Annotated in this window: 12 protein-coding genes; 3 read left to right on the top strand and 9 right to left on the bottom strand. The window is 60.4% G+C overall.

Annotated elements, in window-relative coordinates; all coding sequences use genetic code 11:
* Positions 1–129: 129 nt before the first annotated feature.
* From dacB to I6L48_RS16920, 4 genes are all read right to left on the bottom strand, one after another.
* Positions 130–1,563, bottom strand: coding sequence for a D-alanyl-D-alanine carboxypeptidase/D-alanyl-D-alanine-endopeptidase (gene dacB / locus I6L48_RS16935; RefSeq protein ID WP_216987510.1), 1,434 nt, complete (start codon positions 1,561–1,563; stop codon positions 130–132).
* An 87-nt stretch (positions 1,564–1,650) separates the two neighbouring features.
* Positions 1,651–3,411 carry a DEAD/DEAH box helicase gene (locus I6L48_RS16930; RefSeq protein ID WP_113070435.1) on the bottom strand — a complete coding sequence of 587 codons (1,761 nt, stop codon included), beginning with the start codon at positions 3,409–3,411 and terminating at the stop codon, positions 1,651–1,653.
* Positions 3,412–3,531: 120 nt separating this feature from the next.
* Positions 3,532–4,569, bottom strand: a complete 1,038-nt coding sequence (locus I6L48_RS16925; protein WP_039038992.1) for an HlyD family secretion protein — start codon at positions 4,567–4,569, stop codon at positions 3,532–3,534.
* Positions 4,570–4,579: 10 nt separating this feature from the next.
* Positions 4,580–4,912, bottom strand: coding sequence for a DUF3302 domain-containing protein (locus I6L48_RS16920; protein WP_042017210.1), 333 nt, complete (start codon positions 4,910–4,912; stop codon positions 4,580–4,582).
* A 221-nt stretch (positions 4,913–5,133) separates the two neighbouring features.
* Here I6L48_RS16920 and I6L48_RS16915 point away from each other — a divergent pair, with 221 nt between their 5' ends.
* On the top strand, positions 5,134–6,777 hold the full coding sequence (locus tag I6L48_RS16915; RefSeq protein WP_042883166.1) for a mechanosensitive ion channel family protein: 1,644 nt from the start codon (positions 5,134–5,136) through the stop codon (positions 6,775–6,777).
* A gap of 62 nt (positions 6,778–6,839) precedes the next feature.
* Here I6L48_RS16915 and I6L48_RS16910 read toward each other — a convergent pair whose 3' ends face one another.
* The 5 genes from I6L48_RS16910 to adhE form a co-directional block, all read right to left on the bottom strand.
* The gene (locus tag I6L48_RS16910) at positions 6,840–8,261 is read right to left on the bottom strand and encodes a carbon starvation protein A (RefSeq protein WP_010674323.1); all 1,422 of its coding nucleotides are present in this window, start codon (positions 8,259–8,261) and stop codon (positions 6,840–6,842) included.
* 144 nt (positions 8,262–8,405) lie between these two features.
* Positions 8,406–9,110 carry a two-component system response regulator BtsR gene (gene btsR / locus I6L48_RS16905; protein WP_134996566.1) on the bottom strand — a complete coding sequence of 235 codons (705 nt, stop codon included), beginning with the start codon at positions 9,108–9,110 and terminating at the stop codon, positions 8,406–8,408.
* On the bottom strand, positions 9,107–10,798 hold the full coding sequence (locus I6L48_RS16900; protein ID WP_216987509.1) for a sensor histidine kinase: 1,692 nt from the start codon (positions 10,796–10,798) through the stop codon (positions 9,107–9,109). The genes btsR and I6L48_RS16900 overlap by 4 nt, the downstream gene beginning before the upstream one ends.
* 352 nt (positions 10,799–11,150) lie before the next feature.
* Positions 11,151–12,386 (bottom strand): HD-GYP domain-containing protein, encoded by a 1,236-nt coding sequence (locus I6L48_RS16895; protein ID WP_216987508.1) that lies wholly within the window; start codon positions 12,384–12,386, stop codon positions 11,151–11,153.
* Between the two features lie 110 nt (positions 12,387–12,496).
* Entirely contained in the window at positions 12,497–15,172 is a 2,676-nt protein-coding gene (adhE, locus tag I6L48_RS16890) for a bifunctional acetaldehyde-CoA/alcohol dehydrogenase (protein WP_042017218.1), read from the bottom strand.
* Between the two features lie 842 nt (positions 15,173–16,014).
* Here adhE and I6L48_RS16885 point away from each other — a divergent pair.
* Together I6L48_RS16885 and I6L48_RS16880 are read left to right on the top strand one after the other, a co-directional pair.
* Positions 16,015–16,650 carry a YchE family NAAT transporter gene (locus I6L48_RS16885; protein ID WP_010674328.1) on the top strand — a complete coding sequence of 212 codons (636 nt, stop codon included), beginning with the start codon at positions 16,015–16,017 and terminating at the stop codon, positions 16,648–16,650.
* A 280-nt stretch (positions 16,651–16,930) separates the two neighbouring features.
* A complete protein-coding gene (locus I6L48_RS16880; RefSeq protein ID WP_042883151.1) occupies positions 16,931–18,550 on the top strand; it encodes an ABC transporter substrate-binding protein in 1,620 nt (539 codons plus the stop codon).
* Positions 18,551–18,559 lie beyond the last annotated feature (9 nt).

Raw genomic sequence — 18,559 nt, 5'->3', positions numbered from 1 at the left:
CTGTCAGTCAAAGCTGAAAATAGCGATGCTTACGTTCGCCATCTCCGATTGCGCCCACTGCTGATGATGGCGCCAGCGTCCCCCAAGGCCGGGGAATCGGGCCGCCTTGCCGGCAAGGCAGCCCGTCTATCACTGCTCGACGATCTGGATGGGTTGTTGCTGGTAGATGCTCTCCAGCACGCCTTTTTCGAAGACGGTCCAGGGCCAGGGCGCCTTGCTGGCGCGGTAGCGCTCGTGGGTCGCCGGATCCTGGGAGAGACCGCGCTGGAACATCACGAAGGCCTTGCGCTGGCCACCGGCGGTGTCGATGAAGCCGGCGAGGTTCGACGTACCTGTGATGGTACCGGTCTTGGCGTGTACCTTGTTCTTCATCATGGGAGCGGTGACGCTGCGTCGCCAGGCCAGGGTGCCGTCTACCTGGGAGCTTGGCAGCAGCTTGATGAAGTCGAGCTCGGCATCGTTCTTCTGGATGAAGTTAAGCACCGACAACATCTGGCGCGCGCTGATGAGATTGTGGGCGGAGAGGCCGGAGCCGTCGGCCAGGGTGGCGTTGCCAAGGTCAATGCCGTGCTTGGTCAGGATGGCGCGCACCGCCATGGTGCCGCTGCGATAGCTGCCCGGCTTGTTGTAGTAGTGACGCCCCACGGTTTTGAGGAAGGTATCGGCGTAGAGGTTGTCGGACTTTTTCAACATCTTGGCGAGCATCACCGGCAGGGAGACAGAGTAGTGGGTCGCCAGGGTCTGGGCACCGACAGGGGCCTGATGGGTGACCCGCAGCAGGCCGTCGTGGCTGATCCCGGCGCGGTTCATGGCCCAGCGGATGTTGTCCCAGCCCCAGGCCTCCACGTCATGGATGGCAAAGCGCAGCCCTTGTGGCTCCTTGTTCGGGGTGATGCAGCCCTTGAGCTCGTAGAAGTTGCCCTTGGCCATGTCTACTTCCAGAGCGCAGAACTGACGCGCCATGTCGCCATAGCTCATCACCTCCACGTTGTCGGCGCCGATGCCGATGGGCACGCCGCTGGCCACGTTGCCCACCGCAGGCTTGCCAATCTGGGTGGCGGTGATGGTGCCGTAGGCGCAGTTCTTGTCGATGATGACCGAGGAGACGGGAGCGGCGAAGCAGAGGGTCTGATCCCCCCAGGACCAGCCGTTGCCACGCTCATAGCCGTTGTAGGCACCGGTGTTGACATAGACGTTGCCCTGAATGCGGGTGACGCCCAACTGTTTGAACAGGGCAACCAGATCCATGCGCGACAGGGTCGGGTCGCCGACGAAGTTGATCCAGATGTCGCCGTTGATGGTAGTGCCCTGTTTGGCGCCGGGCTGGGCCTGGATGTCGGTGGCGAAGCGGAAGTCGGCACCGAGTTCGAGGCGTGCAGCGAGCGCGGTCAACACCTTCATGGTGGAGGCGGGGGCTATCATGTCATCGGCGTGACGGGCAAATTCCACCCCATTGTTGCCCTGTACGATGACGGCGTACTGGCCCCCCTTGGGCGGGGTCAGCGGGGCGGCCTGGACCGCCAGAGAAAAGAGAGCACAAAAACCAATCAACAGCCGCTGCATAGGATCCTCTAACTGAACGAAAGGGCGGCATCAGAAACCGCCCCGATAATCAAACCGGGTGACTGCCGGGTATCGCCTGCCATGGGGTCAGGCCGGGGCGTTGGCAGTCCGGTAACGCCCCTCGTAATCGAATATTTTTTCCTTCACCTGCCAGAAACGTCCCGACTTGCGGGCGATGACGAAATCCGGGTGACGGAACTGGTCTGCCGCGAGCATCACGCTCGCCAGGGTAGTGAATTCGGGCTCCAGGCCCGGGGCGGGCCAATGATGACGCACAAAGCGTTGTTGAAACAAGCGCTGTGCACCCCGGGAGTGAAAGGGGAAGTACTCCGTCAGGGTCAGGCCATCCTCGTCGTGGTAGGTCACCTCCAGCCGCTCCCCCTGCTTGCCGCGCCCAGGGCTCAGGGTCAAACCGGCGCAGCGGATCACCATGCAGTCCTTGAGATTGAGGGCCTCCTTGAGCTTGTCGTCAGGGTCCACCAGCAGCTGGTCACAGCGTTGGCAGCGGCGGGCGGCGATGTCGTTTTCAGCGCCGCATCCAGGGCAGATCTTGGCGCGAAAGCGGTAGTCGCACTCCTCGCGGTTGCCCTCGTCATCTTCAAACAGTCCCTGACAGCGGCGGCCGTAGTGCTCGATCACCTTGCCATCCTCGTCGGTCTTGCCCCAGAAGGTGTTGGCAAAGCCGCAGGCGGGGCAGGGTACCTGAACCGGCTCGGTACCGGCGTGGGGCCTGGGCTCCCCCACTTCGGGGGCAAACAGGTTGAAGTTGTTGCCTGCGTAGTCGAGCACCAGGCAATCGCTCTTGCCGGGTGAGAGGCGCAGGCCCCGTCCCACAATCTGCTGATAGAGCGACACCGATTCGGTGGGACGCAGCATCACGATGAGGTCGACGTGGGGGGCATCAAAACCGGTGGTGAGCACCGCCACGTTGACCAGAAACTTGAGCTCGCGCGCCTTGAAGGCACTGATTAGAGCGTCGCGCTCCGGTCCCGGCGTCTCGCCGGTGACGAGGGCGGCCTGCTGGCCTCTGGCACCGAGCAGGCCATGAATTTCCCGGGCATGCTCGACGGTGGCGGCGAAGATCATCACCCCCTGCCGGTCGGCCGCATACTCCAGCACCTGGCTCAGGATATGGGGGGTGACCCGCTCCTGGCGCTTGATCTCGCCGTTGAGCTGCGCCTCGCTGAACAGGCCGTTCTCCCGCGGCACCAGCTTGCTGAAGTCGTAGTGGACGATGGGGGCGTCCACCAGGCGCGGCGGGGTCAGGTAGCCGTTTTTCACCATGAAGCGCAGGGGCAGTTCGAACACGCAGTCACCGAACAGCCGCTCGCCGTGGCTCTTGACCATGCCGTGGTAGTGGCGCCGGTAGATCCAGCCCAGCCCCAGCCGATAGGGGGTGGCGGTGAGCCCGAGGATCTTGAGGGCCGGATTGGCGGCCTTGAGATGCTCGATCACCTGATGGTATTGGCTGTCGTCATCGAGCGAGACCCGGTGGCACTCGTCGATGATGAGCAGCGAAAAAGCGCCGTCGAAGGCCTCCAGATTGCGCGCCACCGACTGCACCGAGCCGAACACCACCTGGGCGCTCGCCTCCTTGCGTGCGAGCCCGGCGGCGAAGATGTCGGCCTTGAGTCCCCAGGCCTCGTACTTGGCGTGGTTCTGCTCCACCAGCTCCTTGACGTGAGCCAGCACCAGCACCCGGCCACGGGCCTTGCGGGCCAGTTCGGCGATCACCAGGCTCTTGCCGGCCCCGGTGGGCAGCACCACCACGGCGGGATCCGGGTGTTTGCGAAAGTGGCTGATGACAGCGTTGACCGCGTCGGTTTGATAGGGTCTGAGAACGAACATGGGGAACGGCTGTGGCGCAAGGTGGCGCCATTATAGGGATCTTGCGGGGAAAATGCAGCGAGGGGGGCGTGCTGACAGGAAGCGGGCCGGCAAGATGCCGGCCCGTGCAGGTCAGGGACCTCAGTGGAAGGGGAACAGGTAGTTGAGCCAGCTACCCATGCGCATCAGGATCTTGCGCATGATGGCCACGTGGTGGAAGTGCTCGGTATAGATGGCGGCCTGACCGCTGGAACCCGCGATCACCTGGTAGTTTGCCCACTCGGGATCGGTGATCTCGAGCACGATGGGCAGGCGACCCGGTACCTGGGCCGAAGTCTGATCGATAAGACCCGCCTGTGCCTGGATGTTGCCCGGAGCCATGGCCGGGATAACGGACTGCACCTTGGCCTTGAAGATGCGACCCGGAATGCCGTCGAGCACGACTTCGGCCTCGTCACCCGCCTTGAGCCGCTGCATGCTGTTCTGCCAGAACCAGCCGACATAGGCATTGGCATCTTCATGAATGAAGGTCATCACGGGGCGGAACATGAAGGGGGCGGCAATCATGCCCGGGCGCAATGCCAGTTGCACGACATGACCGTCACTCGGGGCGTAGACCACGGTCTGCTCCAGATCGTACTTGGCGATGTTGAGCTGGGCACTCAGGTCATTGAGGGTCGCTTTCTGCTGATCTATCTGGGCGACGATGTCATCCACGTTGGCCTGGGTGACGTCGAGGTCGCGCTGTTTGCCGATGCCCCGTCGCATCAGCTCCTGGGCGCGATCCCTGTCCAGGCTGGCGGAGCGCAGGCGGGCGTCCAGAGCCTTCAGAAAATCGGTGTTGGAGGCGAGGCGCGCCGTCAGGCTGGCGACCTTCTCCTGGAAGGGCTCAGCGTCGATGCGAAACAGTACATCCCCTTTCTTGACCGGCTGGTTGGGCTTGACCGGGACGTCGGTGACACGTCCCTTGACCAGGGGCACGACCGGTGTGGAGACATAATAGTTGCGAGCCAGCTCGGAATAGGGGTGGTTGTAGTTCATCAGCATGATGAGTGTGCCGATGATGATGACGCCACCTAGCACGGCGGTCGGCACGGTCCACTTGTTGAGCGGGATCTTGAAGATCTTGAAAATACCTATGCAGAGGGCCGTATAGGTGAGAATAAGTAGCAGGTCCATGGGGCGTTACCTATTTGTCGGTCTGTTCGAGCGTGGTCATGCGAGCCTGCAGCGCGGCCAGCTCCTCTTTGAGCGCGCTGATCTCGGTTTCGTCATGTTGCAGTCGTTGCGTGAAGCCCCAGCCACGATCGGGGCGATATATCGTGGCCCAGATCCAGAGGAAGGGCCAGAGCACGTGCAGGGTGAACAGGCTGACCCAGCCTGCCACGTGAATGGCGTCCTGATGTGGGTGATTACGGTGCTTGGCAATTTCATATGGAATATCGTGAATGACGATAATGCCATAGAACATGACCAAGACGACAAACACCAGGATCCCCAGGGCAATGTAGTCAAGTACCATAGATTTCTCCCGTCTGAGTCGCAAACAATGCTTCGATTATCGAGTCGAGGCTTCGGCAATAATGACAGCATATTCCGTCGGTGCAAGTCTGCAATCGGAGAGTTGGCATACCGGTACAGGCATGGTTCATCGGTTGCTTGTTTATCACACAAAATTGATTTGGTTAGATAAAATCAAACAGCAATGGATGTCCGAGCGGAGCAAGGTGAGAGGTGAGCCTGATGAACGAATGGTGCAGTGGCAAAGGATGGCGGCTTGGTCTGTTGCTGATCTGCCTGTTGTGGTCCCGCCTCGGCTGGACCGCCGAGCCCAGGATGGAGCCCAATGTGCAGGAGCGGGCACAGACCCTGGTCCTGCTTCATGAACCCATCGTCATGTTGACGGCTAAATATGGCAGCCTGGATGGGGCGGCCAGGGTACGGCTGGCCCATGAGCGAGTTCAGCGGATGGAGCCAAGCGACCTCATGACGCCTGTGGCCGTGGTGAAAGGCTCCCGGCACGGCCAGGAGAGCCGGGAGTTTCTGGTCAATGGCAAGCGCATTCTGGTGCTGCTGGAAGGGGATCTGGATGAATTCGACGAGCTGACCCTGGATCAGGCGGCCGAGCGCGTCCGGCATCGGCTCGACGGCGTGCGTATCAAGTATGTCGAGCTTCACTCGACCCCCTATTTGGTCAAGGCCGTCGGTTTGGCGTTGGTGGCCAGCCTGATCTTCTTCGGCCTCATCTGGCTGTTGCAGCGGGGGCATCGGCGAATCAGAAAGTGGCTGGCCAACCGCCTGCTGCTGCAGAAGGGGCTGATCCCCCACTCCTGGCGTCAGGTCACCGGGAATGTCGAGGTCCGCTTGCTCGGCCTTATCACTCTGCTGCTCATCTTCATGCTCACCTATGGCTGGCTGACCTATGTGCTCGGCCTGTTCCCCCAGACCCGGGCCTGGAGCGATCGGCTTGGGGAATCCCTGTTTGCCCTGTGTGGCGACATGCTGGAGGGCATGATTGCCGCCATGCCCGGTCTGGTGACCGTATTGCTTATCGTGGTCATCACCCGTTTCTTCATCAAGATGCTGGCCATCCTCTTCGACCGTATCGAGCGTGGCCAGTTTCGGGTGCAGGGGTTGCACGCCGAAACCATAGGCGCCACCCGGCGACTGCTGTCAGTGGTGATCTGGCTGTTTGCCCTGACCGTGGCCTACCCCTATCTGCCGGGGGCGGATTCCGATGCCTTCAAGGGGATCAGCGTCTTCTTCGGTCTGATGGTGACACTGGGATCGGCCGGTATCATGAACCATGCCATGAGCGGCCTGGTGCTCATTTACTCCCGCGCACTGCGGCCAGGGGATCTGGTGCAGATCGGCGAGGTGGAGGGGATGGTGAGCGAGCTCAACGCCCTCTCGACCAAGCTGGTGACGCGCCAGGATCACGAGGTCACGCTGCCCAATGCAGTGGTGGTGGGGGGCAAGGTGGTGAACCTGACACGGCTGGCGGGCGAGAAGGGGGTGGCCCTGCTGACCAAGGTGACCATTGGTTATGACACCCCCTGGCGTCAGGTACATGCCATGCTGGAGCTGGCCGCGCGGCGTTGCACCCGGCTCAATCAGGATGAAGCTCCCTTGGTGCGGCAGTTGAATCTGCAGGATTGGTATGTGGAGTACGAGTTGCAGGTAAGAATGAAGGCAAGCGAACTCCCTGCAGTGGTCAAGACGGAGCTCCATGGCCATATTCAGGATGTCTTCAACGAGTTCGGGGTGCAGATCATGTCCCCCAACTTCATTGCCCAGCCGGAGCAGGCTGTGCTGGTGGCCAGGGAGCAGTGGTATCAGGCGCCGGCCCGGGCGCCCGATTCCGCCGAGCCCCCCGCCAGGGAGTGACCACAAAAAGCAGAGGCCCGGCAGCAATGCCGGGCCTCTTGTCATGAAGAGAAGCTGATGCCTCAGCTCTCTTTGGCCTCTCTCAGTTGGGAGGGCCTGAATTTTACCAGGAAGGCGAGGGTGATGAGGGCGGTGCTCACCAGACCGATGATGGTGGAAACATTCATCTCGAGGCCGAAACCGATAGGGGCGTTGGCCAGGTAGGTGATGACCACTGCGGTCATGAAGATGGCGGGAATGGTGCATACCCAGTGCAGCTTGCCTTCCTTGATGAGGTAGGCGGCCGCAGCCCACAGCATGATGACGGCGGTGGTCTGGTTGGCCCAGCCGAAGTAGCGCCAGATCACCCCGAACTCGGCCTTGGAGATGATGAAACCAAGGATGAACATGGGGATGGCGATGAGCAGACGCTTGGCCATGGGCTTCTGGGTCAGGTTCAGGAAGTCCGCCACGATGAGGCGGGCACTGCGAAACGCGGTGTCACCGGAGGTGATGGGCAGGATCACCACGCCGAGGATCGCCAGGATGCCGCCCACGGTACCGAGCAGGCTGGTGGAGACTTCGTGCACCACGGCAGAGGGACCGCCGCTGGCCAGGGTGGCGTTGAGTGCCTCGGTGCTGTCGTAGAAGGAGAGACCCAGGGTGCACCAGATGAGGGCGATGATCCCTTCCCCTATCATGGCTCCGTAGAAGATGAAGCGACCGGAGCTCTCGTTCTGCATGCAGCGCGCCATCAGCGGAGACTGGGTGGCGTGGAAACCGGAGACGGCACCACAGGCGATGGTGATGAACAGCAGCGGCCAGAGCGGCAGATCTGTCGGGTGCAGGTTGGAGAAGTCCATCCCTGTGTTGTAGAAGCCCTTGCCGGAGACGATGAGGCCGATGATGAGGCCGACGGACATGAAGACCAGCAGCGCGCCGAAGATGGGGTAGAAGCGACCGATGATCTTGTCGATGGGGACGATGGTCGCGAGGATGTAGTAGGCGAAGATGGCCGCAATCCAGTAGACCAGATCGGTGGAGGTGAGGTTGGCGAGCAGGCCCGCCGGGCTCAGGACGAAGACCACGCCCACCAGCATCAGGAGCACCACGGCAAAGAGGTTCATGAAGTGCTTGGCGGCGGTGCCCAGGTGCTCACCGACCACGGTCGGCACCGAGGCGCCCCTGGCGCGTACCGACAGCATGCCGGAGAAGTAGTCGTGGACCGCACCGGCGAAGATGCAGCCAAAGACGATCCAGAGCATGGCGACCGGACCATAGAGGGCACCCAGGATGGGGCCGAAGATGGGGCCGACGCCGGCGATGTTGAGCAGTTGAACCAGGTAGACCTTCTTGTCCGACATGGGGACATAGTCCACCCCGTCCGCCATGGTGATGGCGGGGGTCTTCAACTCGGGTTTGGGCCCGAATATCCGTTCGATGAATTTGCCGTATATGAAGTAGCCGGCTATCAACAAGCCGACACAGAGGAAGAACCAGATCATTGCTACGCTCCTGCTTTGTTATTTTTTGGTGTGCGCAGCCAGTGTAGGTGGGGACTTCTGTTAACGGCAGGTGAAAGAGGGTGAGCGGCGACATGGCGACCCGAGCGGTTGCCCGCTGTGATCCGGCGCACATCGCGCCCCGTTTTATTCCAGTCCCAGCTCGTCTTTGAGCTCCTTGAGGTAGCGGCGGCTGACCGGTACCCGGGCCCCGCTTGGGGTCACGATCTCCGCCAGTTGATTCTCCAGCAGCCGGATTTCGAAGATGGCGGCCGGGGCTACCAGATACTGGCGGTGACAGCGCAGCAGCGGGGTCTTCTCCTCCAGGGACTTGAGGGTGAGCTGGGTGTGAAACAGCTCGCCCTGGCAGGCGACATGGACGCCGCCGAGATCGGAGAAGGCGTACTCCACCTGGGAGGTTGGGAGCAGCCGCACCCGGTTGTGCAGGTATCCGGGGATATGGTGGATGGTCGGGGCCAGGGGCCCGACCGGTTGCGGGGTGATGTCCTGCCTGAGCCGCGCCAGGGTCTTGGCGAGGCGCGCCGGCTCCACTGGCTTGAGCAGGTAGTCGAAGGCGTTCTCCTCGAAGGCCTGGATGGCGTAGTCGTCGAACGCGGTGACAAAGACGATACGGGGCAGGGGATCGAGCATGGCCACCAGCTCCATGCCGCTGAGCTTGGGCATCTGGATATCGAGAAACACCACATCCGGCTTGAGTTGCTGGATGAGGCCGAGCGCCTCGATGGCGTTGCCCGCCATGCCCAGGATCTCGATGTCGGGATCGCTGGCCAGCAGCTCTGCCAGCTCCTCGCGGGCATAGGGCTCGTCATCGACGATCAGAGTGCGGATCATGTCATCTCCTTGGCGGTGGTGCGGGGTTGTCGTGGGAGCGTCAGGGAGACCCGGGTCCATTGCTCCGGCTCCCACTGGACGTCAATGCCATAGCGCTCGCCAAAGGCGCTCTTGAGGCGCTTGTCCACCAGGCTCATCCCCAGACCATCCCCCTGGCCGGATGGTTGCCAGGCCCCGGCGTTGTCTTCGACGCAAAGGGTGATCACCTCGGGGGTCTCCCTCGCGAAGAGGCGAAGTCGCCCTTCTCCCAGCAGGGAGCAGATGCCGTGTTTGATGGCATTCTCGATGAGGGGCTGCAGGGTGAAGCTCGGCAGTTGCACCTCGGCAAGGTGGAGCGGGATCTCGTTGATGACGGTGAGCCGCTCGCCAAAGCGGGCCTGCTCTATCTCCAGGTAGGAGAGGCAGTGCTCCTGCTCCTCACGCAGCGTGGTCAGGCCGCTCTGGCGCTTGAGGTTGTTGCGAAAGAAGCGGGAGAGGTGCAGCAGCAGCTCCCGTGCCCGTCCCGGATCGCGGCGGGTAATGGCGCTGATGGTGTTGAGGGTGTTGAACAGGAAGTGGGGGTTTATCTGTGCCTGCACCAGCTTGAGCTCGGATTGCACCAGCAGGCGCTGCTGCTGCTCCAGGCGGCCTGCCAGCAGTTGCTGGGACAACAGGTTGGCGATCCCTTCTCCCAGGGTGTGATTGATCTTGAGGAAGAGCCGCTTCTTGGGCTCATAGAGTTTGATGGTGCCGATCACCCCCTCGTCACCCTGCAGGGGGATCACCAGCACGGAGCCGAGCTGGCACTGGGGGGAGATGCTGCAACGATAGGGCTGGCTGTTGCCATCGGCGAACAGCACCTTGTTCTGGGCGATGGCTTGCAGGGTGATCGCCGAGGTGATGGGGGTGCCCGGCTTGTGGTGATCTTCTCCGGTGCCGATGAAGGCGAGGATCTTGTCGGTGTCCGTGATGGCGACGGCGCCGACGCCGGTCTCTTCCTGAACGATATGGGCTATCTTGCCGCTGGCCTCCGGAGTGAACCCCTGGCTCATGATGCCGACGGTGCGGTTGGCGATGGTGAGCGCCTTGGCGGAGAAGACCCGGGAGAACTTTTCGTACATCCGCTGCTGGTCGCGGATCATGCTGATGAAGAGCGCCGCCCCGCAGGAGTTGGCGAGGATCATGGGGGTGGCGATGGTGCGCACCAGCAGCAGGGACTTGTCGAAGGGGGTGGCGACCAGCAGGATGATCACCATCTGCATGATCTCGGCCACGAAGGTGGTAAAGAAGGCGACCCTGGGCGCAAAGAGGTCATTGACCCTGCCTGCCCGCATCAGCCGCCAGTGCACCAGCCCCCCCAGCAAGCCTTCGCAGGTGGTGGAGATGGCGCAGGCGAGATCGGTGAACCCCCCCAGGGTATAGCGGTGCAGGCCGCCGGTCAGCCCCACCAGGAATCCAACCAGAGGACCACCCAGCAGTCCCCCCAGTACGGCACCGACCGCCCGGGTGTTGGCGATGGCGTCATCGATGTCGAGGCCCACATAGGTTCCCAGTATGCAAAAGCAGGAGAAGATGACATAGATGAGCACCTTGTGGGGCAGCCTGACGGAGTAGTTGGCCAGGGGACGCAACAGGGGGCTTTTGGAAAAAAGGTAGGCGATGACCAGGCTGACGCTCATCTGCTGGAGCAGAGAGAGGACTAGTTGCATAAAAAAGCTTCCTCAAACACCACGCCGGAGCCGGGCGTTGTCATGACGCAGGATGAGCCTGAGCCCGTCTTGATGCGGGCTGCGGGCTGAACGCTGCGGCAGTTTGCCAGAATGGAAAAATAAAACCATATAAAATCAGCATGTTAAATTGATATTTGTGTAACCTGCGCCCGCTTGATATTGCTGATGCGAGCATGAAGGTATCCACCGGATACGCCACACGGAGGTGGCATGCTCCGCCCGGCCATCGGCTGGGCGTTTTTTATCCAGCTCCAATGGTGGACGATTTCGAGGGGACCTGAGCAATTATTCAGGTTTGTCCAATGAGTTATCCCCAGCTTCTGGGGATAACTCAGAAGGCGAAATAGTAACAGACCCGCCGACCCAGACCGAAAAAGGCGCGTTGCGCGTCGTCCAGCTCTTCCTGTCTGAGGGTGGCGACGATGCTTCGCGCATCTTCCCGCAGATCGATCATGACCACCCCTTCCGGTCGCTGTCCCTTGAGGTAGGGCAGCACCTTGGGTCTGAGGGGCATGCTGGGCTCGGTGGAGAGCACGAGGGCCAGGGCATCGTCATCCAGGCGCACCAGGGAACCCGGCGGATAGACCCCCAGCACCTTTATCAGCAACCTGACCTGGGTTTGCTCGAACTTCTTCTGGGAGAGCTTGTAGAGCTGGCCGATCACCTGGCTGGGTCCCGGTGGGTTGAGGCCGCTGCGCGGGTGAAGCAGCTCGTCATAGTGGTCCACCAGCCCGATGAGGCGGGTGAGGGGGGGGATCTTGTCGCCCTTGATCCCGAGGGGAAAACCGCTGCCATCGAGGCGTTCGTGATGCAGGTAGGCCACCTCGCGGATCCTGGGTTCGAAAGCCTGCAACTGGTTGAGCATCTCCAGTCCGTACTGGGGGTGCATGTTGAGGAAATTCTGCTCCGCCTTGCTGAGCTCCCCCCGCTTCTGGATGATCTGGCTCGGGATCCTGAGCTCGCCGATGTCGTGGAGCAGGCCCGCCAGACCGGTCTCCTCGATCTCGACGGGATTCATGCCAAGCTCCCGTGCCATCAGCATGGCGATGAAGGCCACGCTCAGGCTGTGTTGCAGCAGGGTATCCGTGTTCTGGCTGCGGATGAGGTGCAGACCGAGCGGCCCCTGGTGTTCTGCCAGACGGGCGGCGGTGCAGCGCACTATCTGCGCGGTGTTGGCCAGGCCTTCGTCCGGTTTGAGGTTGAGGGCGCCAAGGGCGTCGCGAAGATCTGACAGGGATTGACCGAACGCCTTGTCCGCGATGCGAAGGGAGCGCCTGAACGCCTTTTCGTCGAAGGTGGGGCCCTCAGAAGAGGAGGTGGTATCCCCCGTGTCGCTCATCTCAAGAGAGGGGACGGGTTCGGCCCGCAGCAGGGGCTCGACCGGCAGATCGCTCTTGTCGGGATCCACCATCAGCAGGGTCAGGTCGAGGTGGCGGATGATGTCGAGCTGTTGCTGGTCCTTGATTTTGAAGGCGTTGAACATGAAAGGGTGGCTCGTCCATCCCGTGGGAAGATGGATGTAGTGGCCGACTCTCAACTGCTCGATGGAGGCCTGTATCAGCGCCATGGACTAGCTCTTCTGTCGAATTTGCCTATCAACAAGCTAGCAAAATTAAACAGATAGACAAACAAAAAAGCCCGCGCATGTGCGCGGGCTCTTGTCATCCGTGGCGTTTATCAGGCCTTGGATTTTTTCTTGTTGTCCACCTTGGCGTCGACCTTGGCTGCAACCGGGGCGGCAGCAGGGGCTTCCTCGATGAAGGGACGGCCGTAGTAGGTGTCCATCAGGATGGCTTTCAGCTCGGTGATCAGCGGGTAGCGCGGGTTGGCGCCGGTGCACTGGTCATCGAAGGCTTCCAGCGCCAGCTGGTCTACCTTGGCCAGGAAGTCCGCTTCGTTCACGCCGGCTTCGCGGATGGAGGCCGGGATCCCCAGGGTGGCCTTCAGCTCGTCCAGCCAGGTCAGCAGCTTCTCGATCTTGGCGGCGGTACGGTCACCGGCAGCGGTCAGGCCCAGGTGGTCAGCCACTTCGGCGTAGCGACGGCGAGCCTGCGGACGGTCGTACTGGGAGAACGCGGTCTGCTTGGTCGGGTTGTCGTTCGCGTTGTAGCGGATGACGTTGCTGATCAGCAGGGCGTTGGCCAGACCGTGGGGGATGTGGAACTCCGCACCCAGTTTGTGGGCCATGGAGTGGCACACACCCAGGAAGGCGTTGGCAAACGCGATACCGGCGATGGTGGCGGCGTTGTGCACCTTCTCGCGGGCAACCGGGTCGTTGGCGCCGTTGATGTAGCTGGAGGGCAGGTAGTCCTTCAGCAGTTTCAGGGCTTGCAGCGCCTGACCGTCGGAGTATTCGTTGGCCAGCACGGAGACATAGGCTTCCATGGCGTGGGTCACGGCGTCGATACCACCGAAGGCACACAGGGATTTGGGCATGCCCATCACCAGGTTGGCATCCACGATGGCCATGTTCGGGGTCAGCTCGTAGTCGGCCAGCGGGTACTTCATGCCGGTGGCGTCGTCGGTCACGACCGCAAACGGGGTCACTTCAGAACCGGTACCGGACGTGGTGGTGATACAGACCAGTTCGGCCTTCACGCCCATTTTCGGGAACTTGTAGATACGCTTGCGGATGTCCATGAAGCGCATGGCCAGGTCTTCGAACGCGGTATCCGGGTGCTCGTACATGACCCACATGATCTTGGCGGCATCCATGGGTGAACCACCACCCAGGGCGACGATCACGTCCGGCTTGAAGGAGTTGGCCATCTCGGCGCCCTTGCGGACCACGGACAGGGTGGGGTCGGCTTCCACTTCGTAGAAGATCTCCACTTCCATGTTCAGCTTCTTGAGCAGGCGAACAACTTCATCGGCATAGCCGTTGTTGAACAGGAAGCGGTCGGTCACCACCATGGCGCGCTTCTTGCCTTCCAGGTCGCCCAGGGCGATCGGCAGGGAACCACGACGGAAGTAGATGGATTTCGGAAGTTTGTGCCACAGCATATTTTCTGCCCGTTTTGCGACTGTCTTCTTGTTGATCAAGTGCTTGGGACCGACGTTCTCGGAGATGGAGTTACCACTCCAGGAGCCGCAACCCAGGGTCAGGGACGGGGCCAGCGCGAAGTTGTACAGGTCACCGATACCACCCTGGGTGGAGGGGGTGTTGATGAGGATACGGGCGGTCTTCATCTTGTCGCCGAAGTACTTGATGCGGTCGGCATTGCGATCCTGGTCGGTATAGAGACCGGAGGTGTGGCCGATACCACCGATGTTGACCATGTCGCAGGCCATTTCGACGGCTTCTTCGAAGTTCTTGGCACGGAACATACCCAGCGTCGGGGAGAGTTTTTCGTGAGCGAACTCGTCTTCTGCGCAGAGTTCCAGACCTTCACCGATGAGGATCTTGGTGGTGGCAGGCACGGTCACACCGGCCATGGCGGCGATCTTGGTAGCAGGCTGGCCCACGATGTCGGCGTTCAGGGCGCCGTTGATCAGCAGCACTTTACGCACCTTGTCCGCTTCGTCCTTGGAGAGGATGTAGCCGGCGTGGGTCGCGAAACGCTCCTTGACCTGGTTGTAGATGGAGTCGACCACGATGACAGCCTGCTCGGAGGCACAGACCACGCCGTTGTCGAAGGTCTTGGACATCAGGATGGAGGCGACGGCACGCTTCACGTCGGCGGTTTCGTCGATGACGATGGGCACGTTGCCCGCACCCACGCCGATGGCGGGTTTGCCGGAGGAGTAGGCGGCCTTCACCATGCCCGGGCCACCGGTGGCCAGGATCAGGTTGATGTCGTCGTGACGCATCAGGGCGTTGGAGAGTTCGACGGAGGGTTGATCAATCCAGCCGATGATGTCTTTCGGCGCACCGGCAGCCACGGCAGCATCCAGTACCAGCTTGGCAGCGGTATTGGTGGAGTTCTTGGCGCGGGGGTGCGGGGAGAAGATGATGGCATTGCGGGTCTTCAGGGAGATGAGGGCCTTGAAGATCGCGGTGGAAGTCGGGTTGGTGGTCGGTACGATACCGCAGATGATGCCTACCGGCTCGGCGATGGTGATGGTGCCCATCTCGTCATCTTCACTGAGGATGCCGCAGGTCTTCTCATCTTTGTAGGCGTTGTAGATGTATTCGGAGGCGAAGTGGTTCTTGATAACCTTGTCTTCGATGATACCCATGCCGGATTCAGCCACGGCCATCTGGGCCAGGGGGATACGGGCGTTGCTGGCGGCCAGAGCGGCGGCGCGGAAGACCTTGTCTACCTGCTCTTGCGAGAAGCTGGCGAATTGACGCTGTGCTTCTTTGACGCGGGCAACCAGTGCATCCAGTTCAGCCAAATTGGTTACTGCCATGTTTATCTCCTGATGATTTGAAAACTGTTTAGTAAGACTTAGTAAGACCTTGGCAATGCCCGGCAATTATAGCCACCTTGTCAAGGTGAGAATCACCATAACGGGGTATTTACATGCCTTAGTAAACTGTTTTCTGGCTCGATTATAGGGTCGGGATGTGTCAGAAAAGATTGATCTGGATCATATGTAACAAAAGAACAAAAGAAATTTTGTTTCACCCCTTGTCGCACCACTATGTTACGGGAGTGTGTCATCCTTTCTTGGCATCACGAGCTGCTGTCACGCGCCCTTGGAATATCTGCTCAGGGAAGGGGATCCGATGAATTCTCGCCTTGACCGGGATGGGGGGAGGCGGTATCGCCGTGATGGTGGCAGAACGCCCAGCCCCCTGACGTTTCATTTATGTTGAGAAAGGGGTTGTTGTTTTCATCCAGTCGCCCTGGCGAAACAGCACATCTGGCGGTGGCAGGGAGCGCGTCACCTCTTCAGAGCCGGCCCCACTGGCGCCGCACCAGGGTGAGAAAGGCCAAAAATCGGGGTCACAGGAGCGGGTGGGGGCGGCAAGCAGGTGTGGTGAGAAGCAAGGGGCCATTTGCCGAAAATATCGTTTCTTGGCTGAGGGTTGATATAACGCGCTGCCATGGCACCCGGCGATGTTAATGGCGGCCACTCTCCCTTAACAACCCGATATGTTGAATTTTGTCGATACATTAGCGGAACTAACTAAAAAGCCCCGGTAAGGGTGAGATTATTTGATTGGAGAAGGGAAAAGCCATGGTGTAAATTTACGCGCAGTTTGGGGGCTGGCCCCTTGTGGCTCGTATTGGTTCTGGATGGCGCCTATGGCAGCAATAGACTTCTCTTTATACCTGAAATTTTTCGTCGGCCTGTTCGCGATCATCAACCCGCTGGGTCTGTTGCCGGTCTTTGTGAGCCTGACGGGCCACATGTCGCCGGAGGAGCGACGCAAGACCAACACCACCGCCCACATTGCCGTGATGATCATCCTGATGGTCTCCATGTGCATGGGACAGCTCATCCTCGACAGTTTCGGCATCTCCTTGGCCTCGTTTCGTATTGCCGGTGGCTCGCTGATCACCCTGATCGCCTGGTCCATGCTGCAGGGCAAGCTGGGGGAGGTGAAGCACAACAAGCAGGAGAAGGGTGAACTGGCTGCGCGTGAATCTATTGCCGTGGTGCCCCTGGCACTGCCGCTGATGGCCGGACCCGGTGCCATCTCCTCTTCCATCGTCTATGCCAGCCAGAAGACCCTGCCCCAGATGGCCGGCATGTTCGTGGTGGTGGTGGCGTTTGCCTGCTGCTCCTGGCTCATCTTCCGCGCCGCTCCCCTGCTGTTCAAGCTGATGGGCAACACCGGCATCAACGTGGTGACTCGTATCATGGGTCTCATCATGATGTCCCTTGGCATCGAGATCATCGTGGCGGGCATCAAGGGAGTCTTCCCCGGTCTGGTGTGAGCCAGGTCCGTTTTTGTCGGAGCCGGTCCTTGTGACCGGCTTTTTATTGTTTCTTTTTTGTTGGTCATTTCCTAGAATCGAGCGGCCCTGTACGAAAAATGACCGTCTCGGGATATTTAAATGCTGAATAAATGGTTTTAAGTTGTTTTTTTGACCATGAAAGCGGCCTGTTCCTGATGATATCTATTGCATTATCAGAATTGTCAGGGAATTATGCGGGCAGCGAGGTGTTTGTCTCGTGGATAACAAATGCATGGAATGTTCTTGTTGGAGTATGGAAATGACTCATAGAAAAACAATTATTAATACCCTTTTATTGACTGCACTTTTCGGTGGCGCCACCCTGGCTCACGCCGCCGATGTCCCCGCCGGTACCAAGCTTGCTCCCGAGCAAACCCTGGTGAAAGGCAATGGTTCCGAACCCGCCACCCTGGATCCCCAGAAAGTGGAAGGTACCCCCGAATCCAACGTATTGCGTGACCTGTTCGAAGGTCTCGTCTCCTCCGGCCCCAAGGGCGAAACCCTGCCCGGCGTCGCCGAGTCCTGGGAAACCAAGGACAACAAACACTACGTGTTCCACCTGCGCAAGGATGCCAAGTGGTCCAACGGGGATCCCGTCACCGCGCATGACTTCGTCTTTGCCTTCCAGCGCGCGGTGGATCCCAAGACGGCCTCTCCCTACTCCTGGTACATGGAGATCCCGACCATCATCAATGCCTCCGACATCATCGCGGGCAAGAAGCCGGCCGACACTCTGGGTGTGAAGGCGGTGGACGATCATACCTTCGAGGTGCAGCTGGAGAAGGCGGTGCCTTACTTCGTCAGCATGCTCTCCCACACCACCACCTATCCGGTCCCGAAGAAGGTGATCGAGAAGTTCGGTGACAAGTGGACCCAGCCCGGCAACATGGTATCCAACGGCGCCTACGTGCTGAAGGACTGGGTGGTCAACGAGCGTGTCGACGTCGAGCGCAACCCCAACTACTGGAACAACGGCAAGACCGTCATCAACAAGGTGACCTACCTGCCCATCCAGTCCACCAACGCCGAGCTGAACCGCTATCTGGCTGGCGAAGTGGATCTGACCTACAACATGCCCATCGAACGCTTCAAGCAGATGAAGAAAGAGCTGCCGGACGAAGTGAAGGTCAGCGGCTATGTGGGCACCTACTACTACACCTTCAACACCAAGCGCAAACCTTATGACGACGTGCGGGTGCGTACTGCACTCACCTACGCCATCGATCGCGACGTGATCGCCGACAAGGTGATGGGCAAGGGTGAGACCCCGGGTTATGCCCTGGTGCCCGACTTCGTGGACGGCTTCAAGCCGGTGGCACCATCCTGGTCCAAGCTGACCCAGGCAGAGCGCGATACCAAGGCGAAAGAGCTGCTGACCGAAGCCGGTTACGGCCCGGGCAACCCGCTCAAGTTCGAGCTGCTCTATAACACCGACGACAACCACAAGAAGGTGGCCGTGGCCGTCGCCTCCATGTGGAAGAAGCTCGGCGTGCAGGTGAGCCTGGTGAACCAGGAGTGGAAGACCTATCTGGAGACGCTCAAGCAAGGCCAGTTTGATGTGGCCCGTCGTGGTTGGATTGCCGACTACAACGAAGCCTCCTCCATGCTGGATCTGATGCAGACCACTCACGGCAACAACGACGGCAAATACTCCAACCCGACGTTCGACAAGCTGATGAGCGAGTCCCGCAACCAGGTGGATGCCGAGGCGCGCAACAAGCTCTATGTCCAGGCCGAAGAGATCCTGGCCAAGGACATGCCGATCGCCCCCATCTATCAGTACGTGACCTCCCGCATGGTCAAGCCCTACGTGGGCGGCTACCCGGCCAACCCGCTGGACAACATCTACAGCAAAGACATGTACATCGTTGCTCACTGAGTAAAGAAA

This window comes from Aeromonas sp. FDAARGOS 1418 (assembly GCF_019048585.1).
GTDB lineage: Bacteria > Pseudomonadota > Gammaproteobacteria > Enterobacterales > Aeromonadaceae > Aeromonas > Aeromonas caviae.
Note: the sequence above shows the minus strand (reverse complement) of the source record. Positions and strands in the feature narration are given on the sequence as shown.

Coding starts and splice junctions, on each gene's coding strand:
- dacB (WP_216987510.1), bottom strand. CDS start 1,563: ATGCAGCGGCTGTTGATTGGTTTTTGTGCTCTCTTTTCTCTGGCGGTC.
- I6L48_RS16930 (WP_113070435.1), bottom strand. CDS start 3,411: ATGTTCGTTCTCAGACCCTATCAAACCGACGCGGTCAACGCTGTCATC.
- I6L48_RS16925 (WP_039038992.1), bottom strand. CDS start 4,569: ATGGACCTGCTACTTATTCTCACCTATACGGCCCTCTGCATAGGTATT.
- I6L48_RS16920 (WP_042017210.1), bottom strand. CDS start 4,912: ATGGTACTTGACTACATTGCCCTGGGGATCCTGGTGTTTGTCGTCTTG.
- I6L48_RS16915 (WP_042883166.1), top strand. CDS start 5,134: ATGAACGAATGGTGCAGTGGCAAAGGATGGCGGCTTGGTCTGTTGCTG.
- I6L48_RS16910 (WP_010674323.1), bottom strand. CDS start 8,261: ATGATCTGGTTCTTCCTCTGTGTCGGCTTGTTGATAGCCGGCTACTTC.
- btsR (WP_134996566.1), bottom strand. CDS start 9,110: ATGATCCGCACTCTGATCGTCGATGACGAGCCCTATGCCCGCGAGGAG.
- I6L48_RS16900 (WP_216987509.1), bottom strand. CDS start 10,798: ATGCAACTAGTCCTCTCTCTGCTCCAGCAGATGAGCGTCAGCCTGGTC.
- I6L48_RS16895 (WP_216987508.1), bottom strand. CDS start 12,386: ATGGCGCTGATACAGGCCTCCATCGAGCAGTTGAGAGTCGGCCACTAC.
- adhE (WP_042017218.1), bottom strand. CDS start 15,172: ATGGCAGTAACCAATTTGGCTGAACTGGATGCACTGGTTGCCCGCGTC.
- I6L48_RS16885 (WP_010674328.1), top strand. CDS start 16,015: ATGGCAGCAATAGACTTCTCTTTATACCTGAAATTTTTCGTCGGCCTG.
- I6L48_RS16880 (WP_042883151.1), top strand. CDS start 16,931: ATGACTCATAGAAAAACAATTATTAATACCCTTTTATTGACTGCACTT.